This is a genomic window from Sphingobacterium sp. UBA7631 (assembly GCF_002483935.1).
Taxonomy (GTDB): Bacteria; Bacteroidota; Bacteroidia; order Sphingobacteriales; family Sphingobacteriaceae; genus Sphingobacterium; species Sphingobacterium multivorum.
The window spans coordinates 134,104-159,683 of sequence record NZ_DLIX01000010.1; the positions used below are offsets into that span (position 1 = coordinate 134,104).

At 39.5% G+C, this 25,580-nt stretch carries 28 protein-coding genes; 9 read left to right on the forward strand and 19 right to left on the reverse strand.

Features of this window, described 5'->3' with window-relative positions:
* Positions 1-160: 160 nt before the first annotated feature.
* The 3 genes from B3P16_RS16925 to panB form a co-directional block, all read right to left on the reverse strand.
* Complete coding sequence (locus B3P16_RS16925) at positions 161-313, reverse strand: 30S ribosomal protein THX (protein WP_070561129.1); 153 nt, start codon at positions 311-313, stop codon at positions 161-163.
* 83 nt (positions 314-396) lie between these two features.
* A complete protein-coding gene (locus B3P16_RS16930; RefSeq protein WP_070561128.1) occupies positions 397-999 on the reverse strand; it encodes a hypothetical protein in 603 nt (200 codons plus the stop codon).
* Between the two features lie 6 nt (positions 1,000-1,005).
* Positions 1,006-1,821 (reverse strand): 3-methyl-2-oxobutanoate hydroxymethyltransferase, encoded by an 816-nt coding sequence (gene panB, locus B3P16_RS16935; RefSeq protein WP_070561127.1) that lies wholly within the window; start codon positions 1,819-1,821, stop codon positions 1,006-1,008.
* An 83-nt stretch (positions 1,822-1,904) separates the two neighbouring features.
* Here panB and B3P16_RS16940 point away from each other — a divergent pair, with 83 nt between their 5' ends.
* The 6 genes from B3P16_RS16940 to B3P16_RS16965 are packed head-to-tail and all read left to right on the forward strand — an operon-like array spanning position 1,905 to position 8,133.
* Positions 1,905-2,648, forward strand: coding sequence for an RluA family pseudouridine synthase (locus B3P16_RS16940; protein WP_046672902.1), 744 nt, complete (start codon positions 1,905-1,907; stop codon positions 2,646-2,648).
* 15 nt (positions 2,649-2,663) lie between these two features.
* Positions 2,664-3,257 (forward strand): TlpA family protein disulfide reductase, encoded by a 594-nt coding sequence (locus tag B3P16_RS16945; RefSeq protein ID WP_286843647.1) that lies wholly within the window; start codon positions 2,664-2,666, stop codon positions 3,255-3,257.
* 23 nt (positions 3,258-3,280) lie between these two features.
* Positions 3,281-4,117 carry an orotidine-5'-phosphate decarboxylase gene (gene pyrF, locus B3P16_RS16950; protein WP_070561124.1) on the forward strand — a complete coding sequence of 279 codons (837 nt, stop codon included), beginning with the start codon at positions 3,281-3,283 and terminating at the stop codon, positions 4,115-4,117.
* Positions 4,118-4,159: 42 nt separating this feature from the next.
* Positions 4,160-5,710, forward strand: a complete 1,551-nt coding sequence (guaA, locus tag B3P16_RS16955; RefSeq protein WP_046672899.1) for a glutamine-hydrolyzing GMP synthase — start codon at positions 4,160-4,162, stop codon at positions 5,708-5,710.
* Positions 5,667-6,950, forward strand: a complete 1,284-nt coding sequence (locus B3P16_RS16960) for an ABC transporter substrate-binding protein (protein ID WP_286770843.1) — start codon at positions 5,667-5,669, stop codon at positions 6,948-6,950. The genes guaA and B3P16_RS16960 overlap by 44 nt, the downstream gene beginning before the upstream one ends.
* Positions 6,951-6,957: 7 nt before the next feature.
* On the forward strand, positions 6,958-8,133 hold the full coding sequence (locus B3P16_RS16965; RefSeq protein WP_286843649.1) for an RsmB/NOP family class I SAM-dependent RNA methyltransferase: 1,176 nt from the start codon (positions 6,958-6,960) through the stop codon (positions 8,131-8,133).
* Between the two features lie 77 nt (positions 8,134-8,210).
* On the opposite strand, the gene B3P16_RS16970 is transcribed toward B3P16_RS16965, so the two are convergent.
* Positions 8,211-8,684, reverse strand: a complete 474-nt coding sequence (locus B3P16_RS16970; RefSeq protein ID WP_046672897.1) for a universal stress protein — start codon at positions 8,682-8,684, stop codon at positions 8,211-8,213.
* 73 nt (positions 8,685-8,757) lie between these two features.
* On the opposite strand from B3P16_RS16970, the gene B3P16_RS16975 reads away from it, so the two are divergent.
* On the forward strand, positions 8,758-9,534 hold the full coding sequence (locus B3P16_RS16975) for a C40 family peptidase (protein WP_286843651.1): 777 nt from the start codon (positions 8,758-8,760) through the stop codon (positions 9,532-9,534).
* Between the two features lie 66 nt (positions 9,535-9,600).
* On the opposite strand, the gene B3P16_RS16980 is transcribed toward B3P16_RS16975, so the two are convergent.
* The 6 genes from B3P16_RS16980 to B3P16_RS17005 form a co-directional block, all read right to left on the reverse strand.
* Positions 9,601-10,188 (reverse strand): porin family protein, encoded by a 588-nt coding sequence (locus tag B3P16_RS16980; RefSeq protein ID WP_046672895.1) that lies wholly within the window; start codon positions 10,186-10,188, stop codon positions 9,601-9,603.
* Between the two features lie 314 nt (positions 10,189-10,502).
* A complete protein-coding gene (gene dnaJ, locus B3P16_RS16985) occupies positions 10,503-11,657 on the reverse strand; it encodes a molecular chaperone DnaJ (protein WP_046672894.1) in 1,155 nt (384 codons plus the stop codon).
* A 10-nt stretch (positions 11,658-11,667) separates the two neighbouring features.
* Positions 11,668-12,219, reverse strand: coding sequence for a nucleotide exchange factor GrpE (locus B3P16_RS16990; RefSeq protein ID WP_112376358.1), 552 nt, complete (start codon positions 12,217-12,219; stop codon positions 11,668-11,670).
* 151 nt (positions 12,220-12,370) lie between these two features.
* Complete coding sequence (locus tag B3P16_RS16995) at positions 12,371-13,051, reverse strand: cell division ATP-binding protein FtsE (RefSeq protein WP_070561120.1); 681 nt, start codon at positions 13,049-13,051, stop codon at positions 12,371-12,373.
* 5 nt (positions 13,052-13,056) lie between these two features.
* A complete protein-coding gene (locus tag B3P16_RS17000) occupies positions 13,057-13,260 on the reverse strand; it encodes a fructose-6-phosphate aldolase (protein ID WP_070561119.1) in 204 nt (67 codons plus the stop codon).
* A gap of 55 nt (positions 13,261-13,315) precedes the next feature.
* Complete coding sequence (locus tag B3P16_RS17005) at positions 13,316-14,329, reverse strand: acyl-CoA reductase (RefSeq protein WP_112376359.1); 1,014 nt, start codon at positions 14,327-14,329, stop codon at positions 13,316-13,318.
* 156 nt (positions 14,330-14,485) lie between these two features.
* On the opposite strand from B3P16_RS17005, the gene B3P16_RS17010 reads away from it, so the two are divergent.
* On the forward strand, positions 14,486-14,836 hold the full coding sequence (locus tag B3P16_RS17010; RefSeq protein ID WP_046672889.1) for a 4Fe-4S dicluster domain-containing protein: 351 nt from the start codon (positions 14,486-14,488) through the stop codon (positions 14,834-14,836).
* 175 nt (positions 14,837-15,011) lie between these two features.
* Positions 15,012-16,448, forward strand: a complete 1,437-nt coding sequence (locus B3P16_RS17015) for a dicarboxylate/amino acid:cation symporter (protein ID WP_070561117.1) — start codon at positions 15,012-15,014, stop codon at positions 16,446-16,448.
* A 203-nt stretch (positions 16,449-16,651) separates the two neighbouring features.
* Here the strand turns inward: B3P16_RS17015 and B3P16_RS17020 are convergent, their stop codons facing one another.
* From B3P16_RS17020 to B3P16_RS17060, 9 genes are all read right to left on the reverse strand, one after another.
* A complete protein-coding gene (locus B3P16_RS17020) occupies positions 16,652-17,071 on the reverse strand; it encodes a YchJ family protein (RefSeq protein ID WP_070561116.1) in 420 nt (139 codons plus the stop codon).
* Positions 17,049-17,861, reverse strand: a complete 813-nt coding sequence (gene metQ / locus B3P16_RS17025; protein WP_070561115.1) for a methionine ABC transporter substrate-binding lipoprotein MetQ — start codon at positions 17,859-17,861, stop codon at positions 17,049-17,051. Before metQ ends, B3P16_RS17020 begins: the two co-directional genes overlap by 23 nt.
* Before the next feature lie 15 nt (positions 17,862-17,876).
* Positions 17,877-18,530, reverse strand: a complete 654-nt coding sequence (metI, locus tag B3P16_RS17030; protein ID WP_286843653.1) for a methionine ABC transporter permease MetI — start codon at positions 18,528-18,530, stop codon at positions 17,877-17,879.
* On the reverse strand, positions 18,523-19,542 hold the full coding sequence (locus B3P16_RS17035) for a methionine ABC transporter ATP-binding protein (protein ID WP_112376361.1): 1,020 nt from the start codon (positions 19,540-19,542) through the stop codon (positions 18,523-18,525). The genes metI and B3P16_RS17035 overlap by 8 nt, the downstream gene beginning before the upstream one ends.
* 149 nt (positions 19,543-19,691) lie before the next feature.
* A complete protein-coding gene (locus B3P16_RS17040; RefSeq protein ID WP_204991113.1) occupies positions 19,692-20,552 on the reverse strand; it encodes a fumarylacetoacetate hydrolase family protein in 861 nt (286 codons plus the stop codon).
* Between the two features lie 58 nt (positions 20,553-20,610).
* Positions 20,611-21,543, reverse strand: a complete 933-nt coding sequence (locus tag B3P16_RS17045) for a TIGR01777 family oxidoreductase (protein ID WP_286843655.1) — start codon at positions 21,541-21,543, stop codon at positions 20,611-20,613.
* A 177-nt stretch (positions 21,544-21,720) separates the two neighbouring features.
* A complete protein-coding gene (locus B3P16_RS17050; RefSeq protein WP_286843657.1) occupies positions 21,721-22,557 on the reverse strand; it encodes a DUF3347 domain-containing protein in 837 nt (278 codons plus the stop codon).
* Between the two features lie 67 nt (positions 22,558-22,624).
* Positions 22,625-22,996, reverse strand: coding sequence for a hypothetical protein (locus B3P16_RS17055; protein WP_112376367.1), 372 nt, complete (start codon positions 22,994-22,996; stop codon positions 22,625-22,627).
* Between the two features lie 159 nt (positions 22,997-23,155).
* On the reverse strand, positions 23,156-25,534 hold the full coding sequence (locus B3P16_RS17060; protein WP_286843658.1) for a hypothetical protein: 2,379 nt from the start codon (positions 25,532-25,534) through the stop codon (positions 23,156-23,158).
* Positions 25,535-25,580: the final 46 nt, after the last annotated feature.

Here is a 25,580-nt window from a genome sequence, read left to right on the forward strand (position 1 = left end):
TTACATTTAACAGGTAAATATAGGTTTATTATTATGCCGATATCAGTTGTCAAAAGGATTTTACAATACCACGAAAACTTTGCAAATGGACAGCGAAATGGACGAGCGCGAATGGTTGGAAATAAAAAAAGCTAGAAATAACTTTCTAGCTTCCTGTTTACTATTTCTTTGATTTTGCTTTTGGTTGGACTTCTTTTGGAGCCTCTTGTTTTACTTCCGCCTTGATTGCAGTTTTCGATACATGTGGTCTTCTTTTTCCAAAAGAACCATTCGATATTTTTCCTCTTCTGGTCTTGATGTCACCTTTTCCCATAGTGTGAAATATTTTGGTTTTAACAAATTTTATTAATTACCTAAATATACCACATTCTTTTTAGATATTCAATTTGTTCATTTTTAAATGATTGGAAAAATACGTTTTTGAACAGTTATGGTGAAATTTTGGTTAATGGTGTCGAAAAATAAATTATTGACCGGCTTGTTTTCGGCGACCAAATAGGGGATCTCTACTATTTTGTTCTTTAACTTGAGACGGTAGTAGCCGTATAATAAACCTTTGGTCGTTTGAATTGATTCGATTTTCTGAACGGCTTCTATGTCCTTAAACATGTTAAAAGCATAATTTTCTCCTTTGAGCTGTTCAATAAAAACTTCATTGGTTTTGGCATTGTACCAGATTTGCTGGCTTTTGAGCTTACTAAAGTGGTTGTTGAACAGAAAAAGATAACCCAGCAGGAAAAAGGCAATCGGAAGCAGGAACAGGACAATTTTTATCTTCATGAACAGCAAGACGGTGATCAAAATGAGGACAACCCCCATCATGGCGTTGGAAACGCTCTTCTTTAGATTTGCCTGGATGACCGGAGATGAAGCTTCAATCAACTGAAAACCTGATTTTAAATTTCTGGACATATCCTCGGTAAACCCAAATAGATTGAATTTTTTGCGTATCACCAGATAAGCAATAAGAATAATAAGTCCAATGATCAAAAACCGCATATTTTTCTAATATTGTTCGTCTTCGTTCGGATACTGTACCGCTTTTACTTCGGCCACATAATGAGCTACTGCAGTTGTGATCTGTTCGTGCAAATTAGCGAAATGACGCATAAATTTTGGTTTGAAATCAGCATTCATACCCAGCATATCGTTAACCACAAGGACTTGTCCATCGCAATCCGGTCCAGCTCCAATACCAACTGTCGGAATCACCAATTTTTCGGTAACTGTTTTAGCTAATTTTGCAGGTATCTTTTCCAAAACAATGGCAAAACAGCCCGCCTCCTGTAAAGCGAGGGCATCGTCTATTAATTTAGCGGCTTCTTGTTCTTCTTTCGCCCGCACACCAAAATTTCCAAATTTATTGATGGATTGGGGAGTCAAGCCCAGGTGTCCACATACAGGGATGCCTCCGGCAATGATTTTTTTGATGTTTTCGATGATTTCAAGACCTCCTTCTAGTTTCAATGCGTGCGCACCTGATTCTTTCATCATGCGTACAGCGGCATTGTAAGCCTCATTGGCGGAGCCCTGATAAGATCCAAATGGCAAATCTGCTAATACCATGGCACGTTCGGTACCTCTAGCAACGGCAGCGGCATGGTAGATCATATTATCTAGGGTGATAGGCAAGGTAGTTTCGTAGCCAGCGAATACGTTAGCAGCAGAATCTCCAATTAAAATAACGTCAACACCGGCTTGATCGACCATTTTGGCCATGGAGTAATCATAGCTTGTAAGCATAGAAATCTTTTCCTGACGTTCTTTCATGGCTTGCAGCATTGCTGTGCTTACTCGTTTCATTTCTTTGTTTACAGACATCTTAACTTATATTGTGTGTTCAAAAGTAAGCTTTTTATCATACATTGACCAATATTCTGCCTTGTGTTTTGTATTTTTGCAGAATGATACAAAATGAGACTCGTCTATTTAAATTCCCCAAATTTTCAGAATTAATCATCCATGAGGATGAAAATTTGATCGTTATCAATAAACCGCCGTTTGTCGCTTCGTTAGATGAACGTGAGGGAGGGGAGGTCAATATTCTTCGTTTGGCGAAGAAATATCATCCTGATGCACAGGTGTGCCACCGCCTGGATAAAGAGACCTCGGGTATTTTACTAATTGCAAAAAATCCAGAAACATACCGTACAATCTCCATTGCATTTGAAAAAAGAAAAGTGAATAAGATTTATCATGCGGTCATAGGAGGTACACATACTTTTCAGGACTTGCTTGTCGATTTACCCATCTTGAACCAGGGCAATAAAAACGTATCTATTGACCGTGCAAACGGTAAACCGGCCGAGACCATCTTCAATTCGATCAAATACTATAAGAATTATACTTTGGTGGAATGTAAACCTATTACAGGACGTATGCACCAAATCCGTATTCACCTCGCCACACAACATGCCGCTATCGTGGGGGATGACATGTATCGCGGTAAACCTGTGTATTTGTCCCAAATTAAGAAAAGGGGATATACATTGTCGAAAGATGAAGAGGAGCAGCCTATTATGAAACGTTTTGCACTCCATTCAAAACAGGTTGAATTTGAGTTGAATGGAGTTAAGATGGCTTTTGAGGCACCTTATCCAAAGGATTTTGCGACCTTATTGAAGCTGTTGGATAAGTTCGATGCTTAATACCGGGATTGCCTAATGAGTCCAAAGACAAGAAACATCATCGGAAACGTTGTATTTGTACTGCTCATCGGTTTGTTGATCTGGCCAACAAGTAGAAGTTATTTTCAGCAATTTTTAATGAAATTGGGGTTTTTCAACCCTAAACTGGAGCTTGTTTCAACTACTAAAGAATCCGACAGGCGGGCTCCAGAGACTTCATTCAATCATGTCTCCTTTGTCAATTCGCGGGGAGAAACAATCAAGGTGGCGGATCTGAAGGGAAAAGTGGTCTTTATTAATTTTTGGGCAACCTGGTGTGCTCCCTGTCGTGCCGAAATGCCTTCGATCAATGTACTCTATGAGCGGTATAAAGATGACCCAAATATGGTGTTTTTAATTGTGGAGATTGAAGGCGACAGGGCTAAGGCAGAGGCTTTCATGAAAGAACAGCAGTTAATCCTACCAATTAGTTTTCCAAATAGCGATATTCCAAAAGAATGGCTCTCGGGACCGATTCCATCAACGGTGATATTGGACAAAGCGGGTAAGATCGCGACACGGCATGAAGGTATGGCGGATTATTCAAGTCCGGATGTAGGCAAATTTATGCAAGATTTAATCAATAAATAATTTTTAAGATCTCTAAATATAGTATGACAAGAGCAGAACTTATTCATCAAATAAAAGCGAAACGCTCATTTCTATGTGTCGGACTCGATACAGACCTCACCAAAATCCCGGAGCATCTTTTAGATGATGAGGATCCGATCTATAGCTTCAATAAGGCCATCATAGATGCAACAGCTGATTTATGTGTTGCCTATAAGCCTAATATTGCGTTTTATGAATGTTATGGTATTAAAGGCTGGCAGTCGCTTCAAAGAACCTGGGCAGCGTTGCCAAAGGATTGTTTCAGTATTGCTGACGCAAAAAGGGGCGATATCGGTAATACGTCGGGACGTTATGCGATGGCATTTTTTGATGAAAAGACGTCTGGACTTGGATTTGATAGTATTACTATCGCACCTTATATGGGGAAGGACTCGGTGACACCATTTTTGGATTTTAACGATAAATGGGCAATCGTACTTGCGTTGACATCGAATGAAGGTAGCCTGGACTTTCAAAATTTTGAAAACAAAGAAGGATTGCAATTGTTCGAACAGGTGATCGATAAAGTCAATACTTGGGGTACACCTGATAATTTGATGTATGTGGTCGGAGCAACACGTGGGGAGGGCTTTATTAAAATTAGAGAACATGCACCAGATCATTTTTTATTGGTTCCAGGAGTGGGGGCACAAGGCGGCTCGCTTGAAGATGTTTGTAAATTTGGTATGAACAAAGATTGCGGGCTTTTAGTAAACAGCACAAGGGGAATTATCTATGCCTCAAACGGACGTGATTTCGCTGAAAGGGCACGGGAGGAAGCGCTGATTCTACAGAAAGAAATGGAAGTAGAACTGTTAAAAGCAGGCATTATTTCCTGATTTGACATTTAATAATTCATTCGTAATACTTACCTTTGCAGCATGCCAGAAAAAATTATAATTCTAGACTTCGGGTCTCAATACACACAGTTAATCGCTAGACGTGTCAGAGAACTAAATGTGTATTGTGAGATACACCCGTTCAATAAATTGCCAGATTTTGACGATACCGTAAAAGGTGTTATCTTTTCGGGAAGTCCTTATTCTGTTAGACAAGAAGATGCACCGCAAATTGATTTTGTTGCTATTCAGGATCGTTTCCCACTTTTAGGAGTTTGTTACGGAGCGCAATACATTGCTCAAAAATCAGGAGGTGAAGTGTTGCCGTCTGAAATTCGTGAATATGGTCGTGCAAATCTGCAGTTTGTCAATAGCGAGAATGAATTATTGGCAGGAGTACCCATTCAATCGCAGGTATGGATGTCACATGGAGACACCATCAAAGAAGTTCCTGCAAATTTTGATATTATTGCAAGTACGGATAAAGTGCGCGTTGCAGCTTATCAAGTAAAAGGCACCCGTACCTATGGTATACAATTCCATCCGGAAGTAACACACAGTACAGATGGTGCTATCTTATTAAAAAACTTTGTTGTAAACATTTGTGGTTGTGCACAGGATTGGACACCAGACGCATTTGTTGAAACAACAGTATCCGCTTTGAAAGAACAATTGGGTGACGATCACGTTATCATGGCTTTGTCAGGGGGCGTAGATTCGACAGTAGCAGCGGTATTGTTGCACCAAGCAATTGGAAAAAATTTACATTGTATTTTCGTAGATCATGGTCTGCTTCGTAAAGATGAATACGAGCAGGTATTGGATTCTTACAAAAATATGGGGTTAAATATTAAAGGAATAAATGCCAAGGATTTATTTTATGGTAGATTAGCTGGAATCTCTGAACCAGAAGAGAAACGCAAAATCATTGGTAATTCATTTATTGATGTTTTTGATGAAGCTGCAAAAGAAATCCAAAAGGAATTACCTGAGGGAATTGAAGCGAAATGGTTGGGACAAGGCACAATTTACCCAGATATTATCGAGTCGGTTTCAGTGAAAGGACCTTCAGCAACAATCAAATCACACCATAACGTTGGTGGTTTACCTGATTTTATGAAATTGAAAGTCGTAGAACCACTTAAAACGTTGTTTAAAGATGAAGTAAGAAGAGTAGGAAAAGCTTTAGAAGTGGATCAGGCAATTTTAGGCAGACATCCCTTCCCTGGACCAGGTTTGGCAATTCGTATTTTAGGTGATATTACGCCTGAGCGTGTACGTATTGTACAAGAGGCTGATGCGATCTTTATCAATAATCTGAAGGAAGCTGGCTGGTACGATAAAGTATGGCAAGCTGGTACAATTTTCTTGCCAGTGCGTTCTGTAGGCGTGATGGGTGACGAGCGTACTTACGAGCATGTTGTTAGCTTACGTGCAGTTGGTTCTCTTGATGGAATGACTGCGGATTGGATACATTTACCATATGACCTGTTGGCAAAAATTTCAAATGAAATTATCAACCATGTGAAAGGAATAAACAGAGTTGTATATGATATCAGTTCAAAACCGCCCGCTACAATTGAGTGGGAATAAAATATGGGTTGCGGCACTTGTAGCATTATGCCTTGCAAGCTGTACAACCAAAAAAAGCACAGTATTGCGTTCGCCTTCCTCTGGTCAAGGCGAACAGCAAACTGCTGTGACTAAACCGGCTGTTGACAAAGAAACGACGATTGCCAAAGTGGGCGATGTGCAAAATGTCAATGGGCACGCCGTGAAGAATAATCGAATAGCACTACTATTGCCATTTGAGTTAAGTGGTATTGCCGGTACAATTACAAAAGAAGATGTGCAGCGTTCTTCCCTGGCACTTGATTTTTATCAGGGGTTTCAGTTGGGCCTTGACAAAATTGCCAAAGAGGGCGCTTTATTTGATTTACAAGTAATTGATTCTCGAGACAATGTTGCCTATAATGCGACCTTGGGGACAGCGGTCAATGTGAAGGATGCCGTACTTGTGGTGGGCCCGGTGTATCCACGTGAGATAAAAAGCTTTGGGCAAACATTTGCAAATAAGAATGTGCTGCAAGTTTCTCCCTTGGCGGCCACTATGGCTTCTGAATTTAGCTTACCTAATTTGGTTTCCATAACACCTTCTATTCGAACACATTCCGAGACATTGGCGAAATATGTTGCTGATCAATACTATACGGGTGATCAAATATTAGTATACGATGCCGGTGACGATGAAAGCAAACAGTTTCTAGTTAATTTTGTTAGCGAAATTTCAAAAGCCAATGCACAGGCAAAAGTGAAAACGGTTTATAATCTTGCTGAACTGGATAATAGTCTTGTCTTGACCGGTTCAAATCATATTGTAAGTGGTACAGCCAATAAGAATCTTGTTAAAGCTTTATTGGATAAGATGGACGAACGCTTTTTGAATCCAGGTAATCAATTTAAGTTGTATGGACATCCAAACATGGCTAAGCTTTCGTATGAGAATTTCGAAAATATGGATTTTTATGGACTTACTATTACTTCTTCCAACTTGGTGAATGAGAGTGATAGTGATACCCGTAAATTTATTGGAAATTATAAATCGGCTTATAAAGTGGACCCGTCTGAATTTTCTTATAAAGGTTATGACGCGGCGTTGTATTTCGGTCGATTGATCCACAAATATGGCGTAGATTATGTTAGCCGAATGACGCAGGATAAGTTTTCGGGATTGAATAGCGATTACAAATTTGAATTTTATCCAAAATGGGGCTATGCCAATAGAGCTTTGGGTATGATGGTTTATCACAACAAAAAATTTGAAAGAAAATAATCTTTGAATGGCGGAATTCAGTGAAAGACGTGTTCATCAGCAAATACGTAATTTTGAGCGGGCAATGGATGGTTTTGAAGCGGATCAACCCTTTTCGCGTTATTTGACTACTTTTTTTAAGCTGAATAAGCAAATGGGATCATCCGATCGCAAGGCTACTTCCCGTTTATGTTATAATTATTTTCGTCTGGGAACGGCAGCTTCGCAGCTGTCACAACAGCGTAGATTGGTGCTTGCGGAATTCCTGTGTGAACACGAAAGCCCCTTGGTGGCTCTTTTTGAGCCTTCGTACAGCGATAAGATCCAGCAACCACTGAAGGACAAAATTGCATTTCTGGAATCAGAAGGCGTTTTTAACCTGAATGACCTCTTTCCATTTACGGATCATATTTCTGATGAGATCGACATGGTACAATTTTTAGAGAGCCAGTTGATACAGCCTTATTTATATATTCGGGTGAAACGCGGCAAGACAAAAGTCGTGTGCGCTATTTTGGATAACAATCAGATTCCTTATTCCATGATTGGCGATCAGACTATTGCCTTGAATAATGGAACATCTTTGCAGCGATTTGATGTGTTGGATGGGATGATAGAAGTGCAGGATCTTTCTTCACAGCGCACGTTGGATTATATGGATCCAGCTGAAAAGGAATCCTGGTGGGATGCGTGCGCAGCTTCAGGTGGCAAATCTCTCTTATTGATGGACGCTTGTCCGACTGTCAATCTTTTGGTATCCGATGTTCGCATGAGTATTCTCCGAAATCTCGATGAACGTTTTGACCGTGCTGGAATAAAGCATTACCGAAAGAAAATACTCGATCTTACCAAGGATACCTTTGCGCTTCTTGGGAGCGAAAGATTTGATGGAGTGTTATTGGATGCGCCTTGTACAGGATCGGGGACTTGGGGGCGTACACCAGAAATGATTAGACAGTTTCGGGCTGCTAAGATTGGCGAATTCAATGCACTACAAAAAAATATTGCAAGTAATGTAGTAGGACATGTTAAAGTGGGCAAGCCTTTGATTTATATAACCTGCTCCATTTTTAAAGCGGAAAATGAAGATGTTGTCAATTACATTGTGGATAATTTTGGTTTTGAAATCGAACGCATGGACTATTTGAAAGGTTATGAAGAGAAAGCGGATAGTATGTTTGTGGCGCGATTGATTAAAAGGTAATTTTCAGAAGCAATAAAAGCAAAAGGCTATTTTTTCCAATGAAAAAATAGCCTTTTATATTTAGGGATCAATTAATATCAGTCACATTTACTGGGAATAACGAGCACAGGGCAAGTTGATTTGCGAATGACTGACTCGGATACGGAACCAGAAATGAAATGATCAAAGCCAGTCCGTCCATTGGTCCCCATAATAATAAGATCGGCGGACCACTCATGGGATGCCGCCAGAATTTCTTCTTTAATGGATCCGATTCGATTAAAAAGATATACTTCGCCTGCACCTGTAAACTCGCGGCTTATTTTCTCAAGGTATTTTTGTGCATTATCCTGTTCCATTTCCGATACTTCCGGAACAATGATAGGTTGCTGACCTAATAGCGGATCCGCGCCAAAGTTGGCCGGAGAAGTAGGGGGAACAACAGTGACAAGCGCTATAGAGGCTCCAAATACTGCGGCCATTTCTTTGGCATATAGTATCGCCTTCTCTGAGCATGGTTCGTCGTCGACAGCGACGAGTATCCTTTTGAATTTTGAGTTTGTATTGTCCATTTCTACTATAATTAATTTATCTTCGTCATATAATATATAATCACATTTTTGACGATTTTGTTTTGTTTAGCACATGAAATATGGTATTTGTACACTAGCTCTCGTTCCGTTACGTTCAGAACAGGCACACCGCAGTGAAATGGTTTCTCAGGTATTGTTTGGAGAACTTTTTGAGATCCTTGATGAACAGGCCGATTGGACCTCAATACGTCTATTGGAAACGGACTATTTGGGTTGGATTCAAAACGGACAGTTTCAGGAACTAAACGACTTGGATAGGCAACATTATCTGAGTGGAAAACCTACTATCGTTGGACGGGAGGGTGGAGTTCTTTTTACCGATACAACACAATTTCACCTCTGTCATGGTACCAAGCTTTATCTAAATACAGGGAATACCGTCAATTTATCGCCATTGACATTAACGTATCAAGGTAGTATCAATACCTTTACCAAAGAGCAATTTGAAACCGAGGTGGTGCGATTGGCCTTAAGCTATCAGGACGTTCCTTATTTATGGGGTGGACGTTCACAATGGGGAATTGATTGCTCCGGTTTCTCCCAATTGATTTATAGTTGCTTTGACCTTTCCTTACCTCGCGATGCTTACCAGCAGGCGGAGATGGGGCAGACAGTGGATTTTGTTTCGGAAATACGGGTAGGGGATTTGGCTTTTTTCGATAACGCCGAAGGAAGGATTACCCATGTAGGGATTATGCTGGATCGCGATACGATTATTCACGCTTCAGCGAAAGTGCGTGTCGATCGGATGGATACGGAGGGTATTTTTAATGCTGAACAGAACCGTTACACACACAAACTCCGGATTGTTAAACGGTATTATTGGTAACAATTTTGACAGGAAAAAAAGGCTATAAGTAATTATAGCCTTTCCTATTGTTAAATTCCGTACTGACTAGAAGTGGAATTGTACACCTAAAGTTGGCGCTAATGAGTTAACGTTCAGACCAAATGTATTTACTGCAACGTCATTCGTTTTATCTTTATTGTAGTTGTAATATAAACCTCTGACTTTTAGTTCGATACCGATTTTGCTTGTCGGGAAGTAAGCTAAACCTGGAGCTAGTTCCACACCATATGATTCGAATTTATTTTTTGTCTCTACGTTATTTACTTCAGTTGTGGTTGTACCCCACGCCATTGGAACTGACAATTGAGCAAAGAATCTTACAGGGCCATTTGCAGAATACTTTCTAGCGAAAGGTGATACCTGAAAAGCATCGTTTTTAACGCTATTATCTTTACTTGTTTCAGTTTTTCCCCAGTTGTAACCAATTCCAGTACCAATTGCCAAGTTGTCGCTTACAAAGTAACCAACTGTTGGGTTAATTGAGAATGAATTATTTTTATGATCAGTATCTTTCACTTTTGATGTTTCGAAGCCAAGTTGACCACCAACCATAATTTTTCCTTGTTCAGTTTGCGCTTGTGCTGCTATTGTTAAACCTGCAATGGCAGTCAATGTTAGTAAAACTTTTTTCATGTCTTTTTTATTTAAAATAGTTTGTTCTAATAAGCCAGTAAATACTTCCTGACTTTTTAAATTTGTTAGTCAAATATCGAAATCTTATTTTAATTTTTTGTCACTAGATTGTCTAGATGTTTTGCCATTATGGTAATTGATAGTAGTTCAGCGCGTTAAAATTTAGTGTATTTTTATTTTTATCGTTTCTATTTAACGATAATGATATTGGCCTGACTTTTTGTTTTTAATTGTCAATTTCAAGTAAGAAGATAAAAAAAAGCCATTTGTCAACAGCGGACAAATGGCTTTTTTTTGTATTTGAAAGACCGATTTTAATCGAAATATTCTTTGATTCGCTCGAAGAATGATTTTTCACTTTTACCTGGTTGAGGTTTAAAGTTTGGTGATTCTTTCAGTTTGTTCAATAATTCTTTTTCTTCGTTAGACACAGCTTTTGGTGTCCAGATATTAACGTATACAAGTTGGTCCCCTTTGTGATAAGAGTTGACTTCGGGAATACCTTTTCCTTTTAACCGTAAAATTTTACCGCCTTGTGTACCGGGCTCAATTTTGATCTTCGCTTTTCCATCTATTGTAGGAACTTCCACGCTAGTGCCTAAGGTCGCATCTACGAAATTAATGTATAGATCATAGATTACATTTAGTCCGTCGCGTTTTAGACTTTCGTGTGGTACTTCTTCGATCAGGATAATTAAATCTCCTGGGACGCCGCCACGCGGAGCAGCATTTCCTTTTCCACTCATGGAAAGTTGCATGCCTTCACTTACACCCGCAGGAATATTGATCGCAATTGTTTCCTCACCGCGTTCGAGTCCTTCACCTCTACAAGTTGTACATTTTGCTGTGATTTCAACACCTTCACCATTACACGTAGGGCAAGTGCTTGTTGTTTGCATTTGTCCTAAGATGGTATTTGTTACTCTTCGAACTGATCCTGATCCGCCACAGGTTTTACAGGTATGGAACGAAGATTTATCTTTAGCACCAGATCCGTCACAAGAATGACAGACCACTTGTTTGTTGACCTTTACCTTTTTCTCGACGCCTTTGGCAATTTCTTCGAGTGTTAATTTAACTTTTATGCGTAAGTTGCTTCCGCGAGCTACCCGACGGCCGCCACGCTGGCCACCGCCACCGCCAAAGAAACTTTCAAACGGATGTCCTCCACCAAAGATATCACCAAATTGGCTGAATATGTCTTCCATATTCATACCGCCGCCACCGCCAAAACCACCACTAGCAGAATTACCGGCATGGCCAAATTGGTCATAACGTTGACGTTTTTGTGGATTGCTCAAGATATCGTATGCCTCAGCAGCTTCCTTAAACTGTTCTTCAGCTTCATGATCACCAGGATTTTTATCCGGATGGTATTTTATCGCTAATTTGCGATATGCTGATTTAATCTCCTTCTCGTCCGCTGATCGCGAGACACCAAGTATATCGTAATAATCTCTTTTTGACATCGTCTTAATATTATTGACCTATAACTACCTTTGCGTGACGGATCACTTTGTCACCTAGGTAGTACCCCTTTTCGATCACGTCAACTACTTTATTCTTTAATTCTGCTGTGGGTGCAGGAATTGCTGTGATAGCCTCTTGTAATTCAGGATCGAAGGCTTGGCCTATGGTATCCATTTCCTTTAACCCCAATTGCGACAACGTTTGTCTGAATTTGTTGTTAACAATATCCATTCCTGTTTTTACAGATTCAACATCTGTCGCTGTTTCCATGGCTGTTAACGCTCTGTCAAAATCATCTAGTGTAGGTAATAGCTTACTGATGACATCTTTTCCTGCTGATTGAATCAATTCAACACGTTCTTTGCTTGTACGTTTTCTATAATTGTCAAATTCAGCAGAAAGACGAATGTATTTATCCTTTGCCTCTGCCAATTCTGCAGCCAATTTCTCTTCAGTAGACAGTTCTTCTGCTATATTATCAGCAGGCTGTTCCTGTTGTTCAGAAGAATTTGTTTCTACTGGATCTTGACCTTCATCGTAATAATTATCTTGCTCATTCATATCTTCAATGCTAAAATTAGATTCAAAAATTTACTCTATGCTTCGTTTGTCAAAGTTTTTGCCAAACAATAAAATTCCGACAGCTTGTCAGATTTTATTAAAAAAGCCTAACAATTTGTCGGAATCTTATTTTTATATGTCAGTTTTCTGTCTAGATACTGACATTGTCCTGTAATACCCCATCAGTAGTTTTGATGATGCGGGATGGCATATTACGGATAATGGTATAATCGTGTGTTGCCATTAAAATAGCCGTTCCGGAATTGGCAATGTCACGCAATAATAAGACGATTTCTTCTGATGTCGCAGGATCTAAGTTACCGGTCGGCTCATCTGCCAGAATAATTTCAGGATTATTTAGTAATGCGCGGGCAATTACAATGCGTTGTTGCTCACCACCAGAAAGCTCATGTGGCATTTTCTTAAGTTTGGAACGAAGCCCAACTTTTTCCAATACATCCAATATCCGGCTATCGATCATTTTCTTATCTTTCCAGCCTGTTGCTTTCAGTGCAAATTCGAGGTTTTTCTCGATGCTTCTATCGGATAAAAGATGGAAGTCCTGGAATACAATACCCAATTTTCTACGCAGGTAGGGAACATCATTTTCGTGCAGCTTTTTAAGATCAAAGCCCGCAATCATTCCCTCACCATTGCCGATGTATAAATCGCCGTAAATGATTTTTAGTAAACTACTTTTTCCACTGCCGGACTGGCCGATAAGATAAATAAACTCTCCTTTACCAATGTTTAAATTGACATTGGACAATACCAAATGTTTTTGTTGGAAGATATCAACGTTTTTTAATGTAATGACTTTATTTTCAATCATGGAAGCTAAAATTCTAATTTTTTAATTTGCCCAAAAGGCATTTCTTTAACCAGTTGCATGATATATTCTGCCTTTTCTCCTAATCCAATCTTATCAAGTGATTTATCTGGGCGGTCGACTCTAAAATATGCCAGCAAGGTGAAGGCATCATCTCTTAATTGAACATAATCAGGGATTTTGGCGACACCTTTTACTTTAATGATATACATAATTTCAAAGTTAGTATTTTTAATGCAATTTATTTACTATGAATTTAAAGGAAGCTTATTGGTTTGCGAATAAAAAATCCAATGTATTCACGCCGTCAGCAAAATCATCCAAAGCAGGGCATTGGCTCTCTCCAAAACGAAATACTGGCGAGGGCACATTTAAAGCTATTTCTGATACAACACATTGGATATTTTCTTGCGCTAATTGGAGTTTATTTTCAACTTCAGCCAGTGTTTCGTATGTTTCATAATAAACTACAGCAAGGGGAGAAGCTGTGCGCTCATCCTCCTTTAGCAATAAAAATCCATTATCAAAATGCTTGTCGCCGTTGATCAGATAGATGGATTTGTTGTAGTCGTAATTGTTATTATATTTAAAATGTTCCGTCACGTTGTTAAACGCAGCGATACCTTCGAAGAAGTGTGCTATTGGATAATCTTTTGGAATGAATAACTTTGATACAGAGCGACAGCCTAACCCAAAATAATCAAAGATGTCATGTCCCAGTGATTCAAGCTGGTCAGGAGATTCTTGTCCACCGATGATGGCAACACTATTTCTATTGCGACGAATAATATGTGGTTTGGTTCCAAAATAATAGTCAAAATAACGCGAGCTATTGTTGGAACCTGTTGCTATAACCAGATCGAAATCTTTTAGTTTGTCAACAATTTCAAAGGCATCGGTAAAGGACGGGTCAATTTGTTTAAGGAGGCGGAGCACATAACTTGTCAATCCTGCGTCGTCCGATGAGACTTTGATTTTGGCTCTAAAGCCACTGATCAGTACCGATAGCATATCATGGAAGCCAACCAAGGGGATATTGCCGGCCAGAATTAATCCTACAATTTTCGTTGAATTTAGATCTGGATAAGGAGCTAACCAGTGATTCAGCTTTTCTATTGTCAGATTGGCAGCAATGGCTTGAATGGCACGTTCAACATTTTGAGGCGTATACCAGGGGTTTTTATGTTGGGCGAATTGAATGATTTGAATCAAATCATCAGGTCGCTCTTGCAGCCGCTCGCCTAATTTTACAAATGCATTTATTCGTTGTTGCTTTGTCAAAATATTAAAATTTTAAAAGATGAATACACAAATTTGTATTATATTTGTGCTGTTAACATTAATCAACGTGAATCAACTAGCCTTATTGTTCAATCAGACTTTGTTTCATATTGATAATGCAAAAATAGTTTATTTATCATAATTGTGAGGTTATAAATGGCGATTAAAATTACAGACGAATGCATTAACTGTGGTGCTTGCGAACCGGAATGCCCAAATAATGCAATATACGATGCTGGTGTAACTTGGAAATTCTCAGATGGGACGGCTTTGGATGGGGTTATTGATTTTGGCGATGGTGTTACACTGGATGCCAACGAGTCTCAAGAAGCGATCTCTAATGAAGTCTATTATATTGTTTCAGATAAATGTACAGAATGTGTAGGTTTCCACGATGAGCCTCAATGTGCAGCGGTTTGCCCTGTAGATTGTTGTGTGGATGACGAAGACGTACGTGAATCGAACGATGAGCTATTAGCGAAAAAAGCTTGGTTACACGCGGAATAAATTTAGTGTTCCGTTAAAATATAAGGCAGGATAAGAAATTTTCCTGCCTTTTTTGTGCCGTTCTATTTTGGCGAAATCGATATTTTGTTGTGAATCTTGGCTATTTGGAATAATAATATTTGCAAAAGCATAGTATTTTTTTATTTTTGTTCTTTTGACCATTAAAATCTTTTAAATGTTAAAAACCAAAATAGGGTTGATAACCCTAATCACAGTTACATTAGCTTGTATCATTGCTGTATTATACGAATTTGATGTTGTAGGCTTTTCGCATGAATTTCTAATGGCTGTCCGTTGGATAGTTGCTACCGTTTTGGTTGTAAATGCGCTCTTTAAGAAAAATTTGACCACTTGGATTTTGACCTGTATGATTATGGGGATATTTGTCGGGTTGGATTTTCCAAATCTAGCGATTTCCCTGCAACCTTTGAGTAAAGGTTTTATCAAGTTAGTCAAGACGATTGTGGGACCGATTCTCTTTGCTACGCTTGTATATGGAATTGCAGGGCATTCTGATTTGAAACAGGTGGGACGTATGGCATGGAAATCGATGCTTTATTTCTTTTGCGCAACGACATGTGCTATTTTTATTGGTTTAGGTGCTATAAACCTGACTCGAGCAGGAGTGGGCGTTGATGTTGCACATATGCCACATGAAGAACTCCCTGCGCCGAAGGAAAGTATGGATGAGCATATCCTTAAAACCCTTCCGGACCATGTGCATCCTGTATACAAGTTCACTTCTTTTATACGCGACTTGTTTCCTGAAAATATTGTCAAATCTGTAGCGGATAACCAAGTTTTACAGATTGTTGTATTTTCAATTTTGTTCGGGATTGGATTGGCAATGGTCGATGAGAAAAAGCGTAAACCCTTGGTTGATTTTACCGAGAGTATGTCTGAAACGATGTTTAAGTTTACGAACATGATTATGTACTTTGCGCCTATCGGGGTTGGTGCTGCCATGGCCTATACTGTGGGGCATCTCGGTGTCGATATCCTTAAGAATCTTTTCATGCTTTTAGCGACGCTGTATTTTGCTTTAGTATGCTTTTTATGCTTGGTATTGCTTCCTGTAGCTTTGTATTTAAAGATACCTGTGAAACGTTTTATAAATGCGATTAAGGAACCTGTTTCCATTGCATTTGCCACTACAAGTTCAGATGCGGCATTACCGAAAGCAATGAGCGCAATGGAGAAATTTGGTGTGCCACGTAAGATTGTTTCGTTTGTCATTCCGACAGGATATAGTTTTAACTTGGATGGTACTTCACTCTATTTATCATTAGCTGCCATCTTTGTCGCTCAGGCGGCTGGTATCCATTTGTCGTTTGGACATCAATTGATGATTGCATTTACATTGATGATTACCTCCAAAGGTGTTGCTGCTGTCCCAAGAGCTTCATTAATTATTTTGATTGCGACAGCGGATCAGTTTGGCTTACCAACATTTGTCATTGCTGCCATTTTAGGTATCGATGAACTCATGGATATGGCGCGTACCTCTGTCAATGTGATCGGAAATTGTTTGGCAACCGTTGTTGTTGCTAAATGGGAGGGTGAGTTTGATGAAGAAGCTCCTTATCGCGAAGATACTGAACAGGCGATCTAATAGAAATAACTAACGAATATTCGTTGCAGAAAAGCAGTCTTGACATCCCCGTTGAGACTGCTTTTTTATGAGCAAAAATAAGGACTTAGTTGAAAACACATTTTATTTCATAGAAGAGAATTTTTATGGAACGGAAAGCTGCTTGCAAGCTGTTGTTGATAGTCTGGTATGCTTTCCAATGGCTTGCAAGGAAACTATTTATATCAGCGCCCGTCAACGTAGTACCATAAATCACCTTGTTTTTTGAAGGTAGACTTTTCATGGTGAATATGAACTTCCATCTGTGGATCCAGATAATGTGCTTCAAACTCGACCGTATGGAGTGTAGATTTCAGGATCGCGAGTTGCATCCATTTATTGTCCCGCGCCCATTGCCCAATGGCCTGTTTATTTTGGAACCGTCGTGTTGAGGGGTGAAATGTATCGTATAGGAAATCGATCTGTTGTGTCACAAAAGCACTATAACGTGCACGCATCAATGCCTCTGCTGTGGTTGCTTTGGCATGGAAACGATGAATTTGTTGGCAGCATTCTCCAAAGGTATTGCCAGAGCCACAGGGGCATAATTGATCTGATGCTATCACTTGTATTTTAAAAATTTTACCAGCCTTTAATGGCGCCATTCTTGAAGACTTTTTTTGCGGTAGCTTCCACTTCAGGTGACTGATACGCTTGAATAAACTGCTGCACCTTTTCATCGTTTTTATTATCCGAACGGGCAACAATCAGATTAACGTAAGGTGATTCTTTGTCTTCTGTGAATAAGCCTTGTTTTTCGGGATCCAACCCAGCCTGAGCGGCGAAACTATTGTTGATGATGGCAATTGTAACCTGAGGATCATCCAGAACGCGCGGCAACTGTGGTGCCTCCATCTCAATGATTTTAACCTGTTTAGGGTTGCTTACTATATCTGTTACTTTAGGCTGTATGCCTACATTTTCTTTTAAGCCGATAATGCCCTCGCGTTGGAGAAGTAAAAGTGAGCGGCCACCATTGGTAGGATCATTGGGGATGGCAATACTGGCGCCAGGCTGTAACTCGGTGATGCTTTTTATTTTTTTAGAATAGGCAACGATCGGAAATACAAATGTGTTTCCGACGATGGTTAACTTTGTAAAACCGCGTTGTTTGGATTGTTCCTGTAAATAAGGCTGATGCTGAAATACATTTACATCGATATCTCCTTGATTTAGGGCTTCATTGGGCACAACATAGTCGTTGAAAGCTACCAACTCCACATCAAGATTGAACTTTTCTTTTGCAACCTTCTTAGCCGTTTCTGCAAGCTCCTTTTCTGGTCCGGATACTACACCGACTTTAAGGGTATTCTCTTTCTTTTCGCTGTTGTTGCATGCCACAATCGATACGAGACTGAAGGCTAAGATTGCAAATGCATAGTTCAATTTTTTCATATGATATAATTTATGTTAACGATGGTTTACTTTTTTTGAGATGTAGTCTCCTGTATACTGTAACAGGAATACGATTAAAATTAATAAAATTAGAACAGAATTCATGATAAAAGTATCATATCCGACATAACCATACTGATAACCAATCTGTCCAAGTCCACCGGCACCTACAGCGCCACCCATCGCGGAGTATCCAACAAGTGTGATCAACGTAATTGTTGCATTGTTTACCAGCGAGGGGAGAGCCTCAGGAAGTAAAACTTTGAAAATTACCTGTTGGGCATTTGCTCCCATTGCTCTTGAGGCCTCAATCAGGCCATTTGGAATTTCTAGAAGACTATTTTCCACAAGTCTTGCAATAAAGGGAGCTGCACCTATACTCAAGGGAACCAATGCTGCGACCATACCAATAGATGTTCCGACAAGGTTGCGTGTAAACGGAATCATCCATACGATAAGTATAATAAAGGGGATAGACCTAAACACATTCACTAGCAATGAAACAAGTTGGTGCATGGCTTTGTTTTCAAGCAGTTGATGTTTGCGGGTCAAGAACAGGTAAATCCCGAGTGGAAGACCCAGTACAAAACCAAAGAAACCTGATAAGAAAGTCATGGTTAGGGTTTCTAAAGTACCCGATAGCAGAAGATTAAATACCTGATCAGACATAGCCTAAGATTTTAGTTTGTGAATGCTTTTCTTTTAAGAAAGATAGACTATGCATAACATTTTCTTTTTCACCCGATAGTTCGGCTAATATAACACCAAATTTCATTTCGCCAATATAATCTATTTGAGCGGTGATGATATTTGTCTTGACTTGAAATTGTTGTTCCAAATGTTGTATAAATGGGATGGATTCTTCATTTGAAGTTAGATAGATTTCTACGAGTGGGTTTCCAGCACTTTTCAAGCGTTCCTGAAAACTTAGTGGAATTTCAACTTCAAGTGAAGACTGAATAAAGTTTTTGGTTGTTGTTTCCTGAGGATTGGCGAATATTGATTCTACCGGACCAGTTTCAATCAATTTTCCGTGGTCTAATACGGCAACCTGATCGCAAATACTTTTTATAACATCCATCTCGTGCGTAATCAATAATATCGTAAGATCAAGCTGCTTATTGATTTTTTTTAGCAGTTTGAGGATAGATTTTGTGGTTGCTGGGTCTAAGGCACTTGTAGCCTCATCGCAAAGTAGAATGTAAGGATCATTGGCTAATGCACGCGCGATGGCAACGCGTTGTTTTTGGCCTCCTGAAAGATTTGCAGGGTACACGTCGGCTTTGTCTTCCAACCCAACCAAACGTAATAGCTCCAACACCTTTCCGCTGATAAATTCTTTCGATTTGCCCTCAAGTTCGAGCGGGAAGGATATGTTTCCATAAACTGTTCGTGATGACAGCAAGTTGAAGTGTTGGAAAATCATACCAATTTTCCGTCTTTTTAACATAAGATCACTGGCAGGCAGCGACATCAAGTCGTTGTTTTCTATAATTACCTGACCACTGTCTGGCCTTTCCAAAAGGTTGACGCAACGAATCAAAGTACTTTTACCCGCTCCGGAAGCGCCTATTACACCAAAAATTTCACCTTTTGCAATAGACAGTGAGACGTCTTTTAAAGCATCAATACGTGTCGCTTTTACCGCAAAAGATTTGGATATGTTGTTTAGTTGAATCATTGACCCTGTAGGGATTTAGCAATTTTAGTTGGACAAATGTATGATGTTGATATAAATGTACACAAATGCCGGGGATAAAATAAAATCAAGTGAAAGAAAATGGGCTCTTTTAGACTGAAAAAGAATGAAAGAACCCAGATATCTATTTTTTATAAACCTTGATAAGCTGAAATCACTTGTTTTGCCGATCCAAGTCCATCAATACCATATTCGATGACATCGCCATCTTTCAGGAATCTTTGTGGAGATTTGCCCATGCCAGATCCTGCAGGCGATCCTGTGGAAATGATATCGCCAGGAAGTAAGCTCATAAAGTGACTTAAATAAGAGATCAATTTAGGCACACGATAGATAAAATCACTTGTATTGCCGTCTTGCATGATTTCACCATTGAGTTTAAGCCATATTCTTAAGTTATCGATATCTGTGATTTCATCTTTGGTTGCTATAAACGGACCAATAGGGGCGAAAGTGTCACATCCTTTACCTTTGTCCCAGGTTCCGCCACGCTCGATTTGAAATTCACGCTCTGTCACATCGTTGTGTAGCACGTAGCCAAACACATGGTCCAAAGCTTCTTCTTCAGTAACATAAGAAGCTTTTTTTCCTATTACAATGGCAAATTCGGTTTCCCAATCAGATTTTACAGAGAACTTCGGAAGGGTAATTCCATCAAAAGGGCCATTGAATGCAGATACAGATTTCATAAATACAATAGGCTCGGAAGCTTGTTGTAATTTGGTCTCTTTGACGTGATCATCGAAATTAAGTCCTACACAAAGTATTTTGGAAGGAGCTTCCAATGGTGTACCAATACGCTCGTCGTCGGCTATCTCTTTAAGCTTGTCGCCTTTTTCAATTATATATGCTTGAAGTCTTTCCAAATTTGCAATATCCGCAAAGAAATCGCGGTTATATTGAAAATTTCCTTCCGAAACATCATATTTCTTTTCGTTTAAAATGACTCCCGCTTTTTCGGAGCCCTTTGCGCCATATCTAAAAATCTTCATAAGCCGCAAATATACGGATTTTGTCCCAAAAAGGGCGGAAATTAACGCGAATTAACAATTAATCGATATGTAAATTATCTATACAATTATTGTCCAAAAGGGGATATTTAAAAGGGAATTTCTCCTGAACAATCTTTTTGTTGCTCACCCATGTCCCATTGAGTACCATTTCCTCTCCTTTTTTTCCGAGCATCAGCTTAATCATCAGTGATGGGACTGGGAGGGGTATGTAGAATGGACCGTATTTACTTTTCGCTATTCTTTTGGTAAACTCGGCAAGCGGAAGCGGTTCGGACGAGCAGGCATTATAAATCCCGGCTATGGTATTATTTTGTATACCAAATAACAGCATGCGGCAGAGATCATCCATATGGATCCAGCTGAGCATCTGTTTGCCAGAACCCAATATCGGAACTGAACGGAAGGGTAGGAAGCGTCCGATTTCTTTTAGCATTCCCTGATCCTTACTGATAACGACTCCAAAACGGAAGACAACGAGTCTTTTTCCCAGTGTTTCAATAGGTTTTACGCTTCCTTCCCAGAGGTTGCAAACCCAGGATAGAAAATTGCCCCCTTGTGGGTCTCCTTCTGTAAAAGGTCTTTTTTGGTAGGGATCGTCAGTTCCATACCAGCCTATAGCGGAGGCAGATATAACTGCTTTTACCTGATTAGGTAGTTGTTTAAGACTTTGGTAGAGCAGTTTCCCACTTTCGACCCGGCTGCCAATAATTTCTTGCTGATATGTTTTTGTCCAGCGTTTGGCATTGAGGTTTGCGCCTGCCAGGTTGATGATATAATCGGCCTCCTGAATTGATTTGGCATCTATCTCTTGCTTATAGGGATCCCATTGTACGTATCTGACATTCGGCTGTGCGGGATGGGATTTTGGATTTCTAGTAAAAATAATAACTTCATAGAAATTGGCAACCAATAGTTTTGTTAAATGAAGACCTATAGCTCCGGCACCACCTGTAATAATTACTTTTTCCATGAATCGAACCTTGTTTTATAATATACGCATATTGTCATTTAAGCGAACCTATTTCTGCTGATATTAAATATACTATTTTGGTTTATAAAAAATCGATCATTGCGGCAGCAATTACAAAAAAAGGTTTATCTCCCGACGAGATAAACCTTTTAAGAGTCGATTAACTGACGTTATTGGTTAAAGCGTTTGAACTGTGCTACCACAGGTTAGCATCTGTGCGCCATAGTAAGGGTTTTTGATTTCTTTATGACGGCTTAACCAAGTGGCACCTTTACCTTTGTTAAACATCGGGCACTTTTGATAATAAACAGCAGAAGATGGTTTTGAGTTTTTGGACAAACTATAGATATCTTCTGACAAAATTGCGAAGGATTCTCGTTGTTTGCTGATATCCTTGGCCTGTTGTAGGCTCTTTACAATGGCTTTGAGTGATGCTGTTTTGGTTTTCCAGACGTTCTGTTCCGCTTGCGTTAGATCAGCAGTTTTGACCTTGGCGATAGCATCGGCAAGATCGTTTGCGAGGCCTGCAGCTCGTTTACCATCCGCTGCTACAAGCGCATCTTTAAGCAGAAAATATTGGTCATAGATCTTTTGAAAATTGCTTGCGTTGCTGATGTTATCTACTGAAGCTACCGCTGCAATGGTTGCATCTTGGGGGGCGTCTGAAGCTGGAGGAGCTAAATTCCTTTCGTATTGACAGCAAGTGTGTAGCTTAGCATAGGTGTCTTCGGCAGCAAGGTATTTTTCATTGTCGTAGCCTGCTCCAGCGATACTTTTCAATACAGCATCTAAGGACGTTTTCTTTGCATCATAGGCTATTGTCGCTGTTTGGTTGTCTTCATTCCATTCAACTTTCGCCTGAGCGGCGGCTCCTGCATTTTCTATTGTTTTTTTACACATACCGCAGTTCCCGGCAATTTTAACATTGTTGTTCACGGTGTTGTTGTCTTGTGCATAGTTTGTCAAAGAGGATAGCACTAAAGCCCCTGTTATGATATAGTGTTGGATTTTCATATGATTGGATAAAAGAATATATAAAAATAAGTAATCAAAAATGATTGATAAATGATCAATACGAGAATTAACTTATTTTTGGCGGAACCCAGGGACAGAAATATCCTTCAGAAATAAATGTTGGCGCTATGGGTTTATAATTTTTTTTGATGGCTATACCGCAAAGCTCATGACCTTTTTCAAGAGGGTTGGAAATTGCCAAAATCGTACAACTATAAGCACATTGACAATTACAATTTTTACAGGCTTTATGATGTTTACAGAAAGCCTTTTTTTTGGAAGATTTAAATTTTGCACAACAATGGTCCTTTTTGTCAGTGGTAGCATCATCTTGGGTGTGACTGCTGTGTGCATTCATTTTATGGCAGGCAAAAGCGCCGGGTGCACTTAACAGAAAACCTAAGGTTAAAAAAAGTAGTATAAGTCGCTTAATTGCCATGTCAGTTCAAATATAGTCGTTTTGGGCAGAATCTGCTTCCTTTTTAACTTTTTTTTGCATTAAGGACTTTTTTATTCGCTCCATGTTATTTGGGTTCTGAGGGCCGAATAACATGGAGCGACGCTTGGAATTCTTTCTTTTTTTAAGCAAAAGAAGTACTTAAAATTTAAAACCAGAGAAGAAGCCTGGCTTTTTCCAGGTACGTTTATATTCATCAGCCAGAGGAGAGTGATCCGAATAGGAAAGCACTTCATCAAGTAAGCTGTGTGCTTTTTTCAGATTCCCAGTTTTATAGTTCACATGTGCTTCTGCTAATTTAACCGATTCGACGTCATCGTCATAACCCCAATCGTGTTGGGCATAAATACCGTTGAAAACTTTGACGTATTTATCTACTTCGTTTATAGCTCCGTTTTCGGCCAAAAGTTCAATGCCGAATTTTAACCAAAGAACATAGTCATTAGGCTCCATGATCGATTGGACCCAGTTATCATGCTTTTGGAATGTTTCCTTACCTGCACTAAATTCCATAAGGTAATAATGGCTTTTAATGATGAGATAGAGTGTTTTTGCCTTGTCGAAATTGTCGATAATAAATTCCGGTTTATTTTTAAGATATTGCTGCGCAGCGATGTTCATGGCTTTGTAGTTGCTCTTTTCATTATATAGCTGCATCAACACATATTGAGGCTGGGCCTCGTGTGGATATTGTTTAGCCATTTGTTCGTAATAAGAGATGCGTTGCGCTAAATTATCCTGTTCGGTTATCTGATAGATAATATGCTCGATCCCATTCTTTGACGCTTCAAAGTCACGGTAGTGATATTCGTCTAAATTGGGATGATCAATATAGAATTTGTAAATAAACTCCAGAAGCTGTTGCGCCCGGGATTGAATGTCCGCTGTACGACCCAGTTGATATTCGACGTCGATTTGATGCATAAGCATGCGGTAACAAGGAGGAAATATGGCAGACTCCGTTTCTTCGTCCTCTTCGTCTTCTTCCGAAGTAAATTCTTGCTGCGCAAGAGTGGCTTCCAACGAGATCTGATAGGTGTCAAAGTACTGTTGAAGTACTTGCTCGAGACGTACGTAATCTTCCAAGGCTGACAAGGTATCGGCTCGGGTGAAATGAAGTTCTTCAAAGTCGGAATAGCTTAATCCTTCGGTTGCGATAGCGTAACAGGTTTCCAATTCACCGGCTTCTTTATAAGCTAAAGCTAGATTATTGCAATTCATGGCCCTATTGTGACTGCCTCCAAAATAGTCACTTTCGTATTTATTTTGTTCAAAATAGTCCTTGAAGGCGTCGTAGGCTTGACGGTAAAGTCCGAGGACGAGCAATTGTAGTGCAGACTGATCGACTGCGGTTAAGTTGTCCAGGGAGTGAATGAAATCAGATAGCATAACAGCTTCATTGTAACATTCACGGGGAAGGTCATTGAAAGTAGGGACCTGATCGTAAACTTTTCCATTGGCTTTAAAAGTGCATTCAACTAGACGTCGCCAGGATGTTGCGTTCCATTTCCGTTCGCCTACCATAGTCAGATATGGAATAGCAGCAGCATACTGTCCCTCGTCATAGAGATAGGCTGCCGCAAAATGGTAACCGACGTAAGAGTCAGGATAGGCGTCGATCAATTTGAGTGCATGGAGATAATAATAGTCAAGGGGGATTCCGATTTCTTCCGAGTAATTACGCTCAATGATAAGCTGATAGTAGAAGACCTCAGGGTGCTCATACCCCTCGGCAATCAATTCTTCAAATCGAGTATGCCATTTAACCAGCTCCTGATGGATATGCACGGCTGAGTTTTCCCCTTTGATGAGCTTAAGTAAAATATGCAATGCTAGGTCGATTGCTTTGTTTTCGTAAGCAATTTCAGCAAGATCCACATAATTCATTTCGTTGCTGCTGATGAAATGCTTAAAATCTGCTTCCATTAAAGCTAAAATATTGGATGTGTTGATCTGTTTTGTACGGTCGAGCAGATATATTTTCTTTATCCAAAAGATGGAAAAATTATGATCAGAGGTTTCTCGTTCATCCTTGAATGTTTCTTTAACGAAATCAATACTCGCCTCCAAAGCTGGGAGCAACGCTGTATCATCCTGGAGTCCTTCGTAGATATTGGTTAAATAATTGTGACCATATCCGGACATATTCGGGGAAGCGATTAATTTTTTTGCATATTCGATAAATAAACCTTTATTGTCTTCGGTAATATGGGATTTTGGTCGACCAATTTGCGCTAGTGTTGCTTGATTGTCTAAAACATAATTCAGTATATGATATAGAGTCGTTTCATTATTAGGTTCGATGGCCAATGCTTTTTGAAAATAGGGAATCATTTTTTCCTGAATCACATCGAAAATAGCTTCGTGGCCCTCATAAAATAGCTGATCGTGGTAGGCGATGGCGAGGTGTGTCCAAAGCGTCACATCTTGATCGTTTTGTCGTAGTTGATTTTCTCCTTCAATAATAAAGAGGTCTAGTTGTCCGCTGTAGAACAAATCATATATATTCTTTTCTTCCATTTATTAATTCTTGTATGTATTCAGTATATTGAAATCTGTTTAAAAT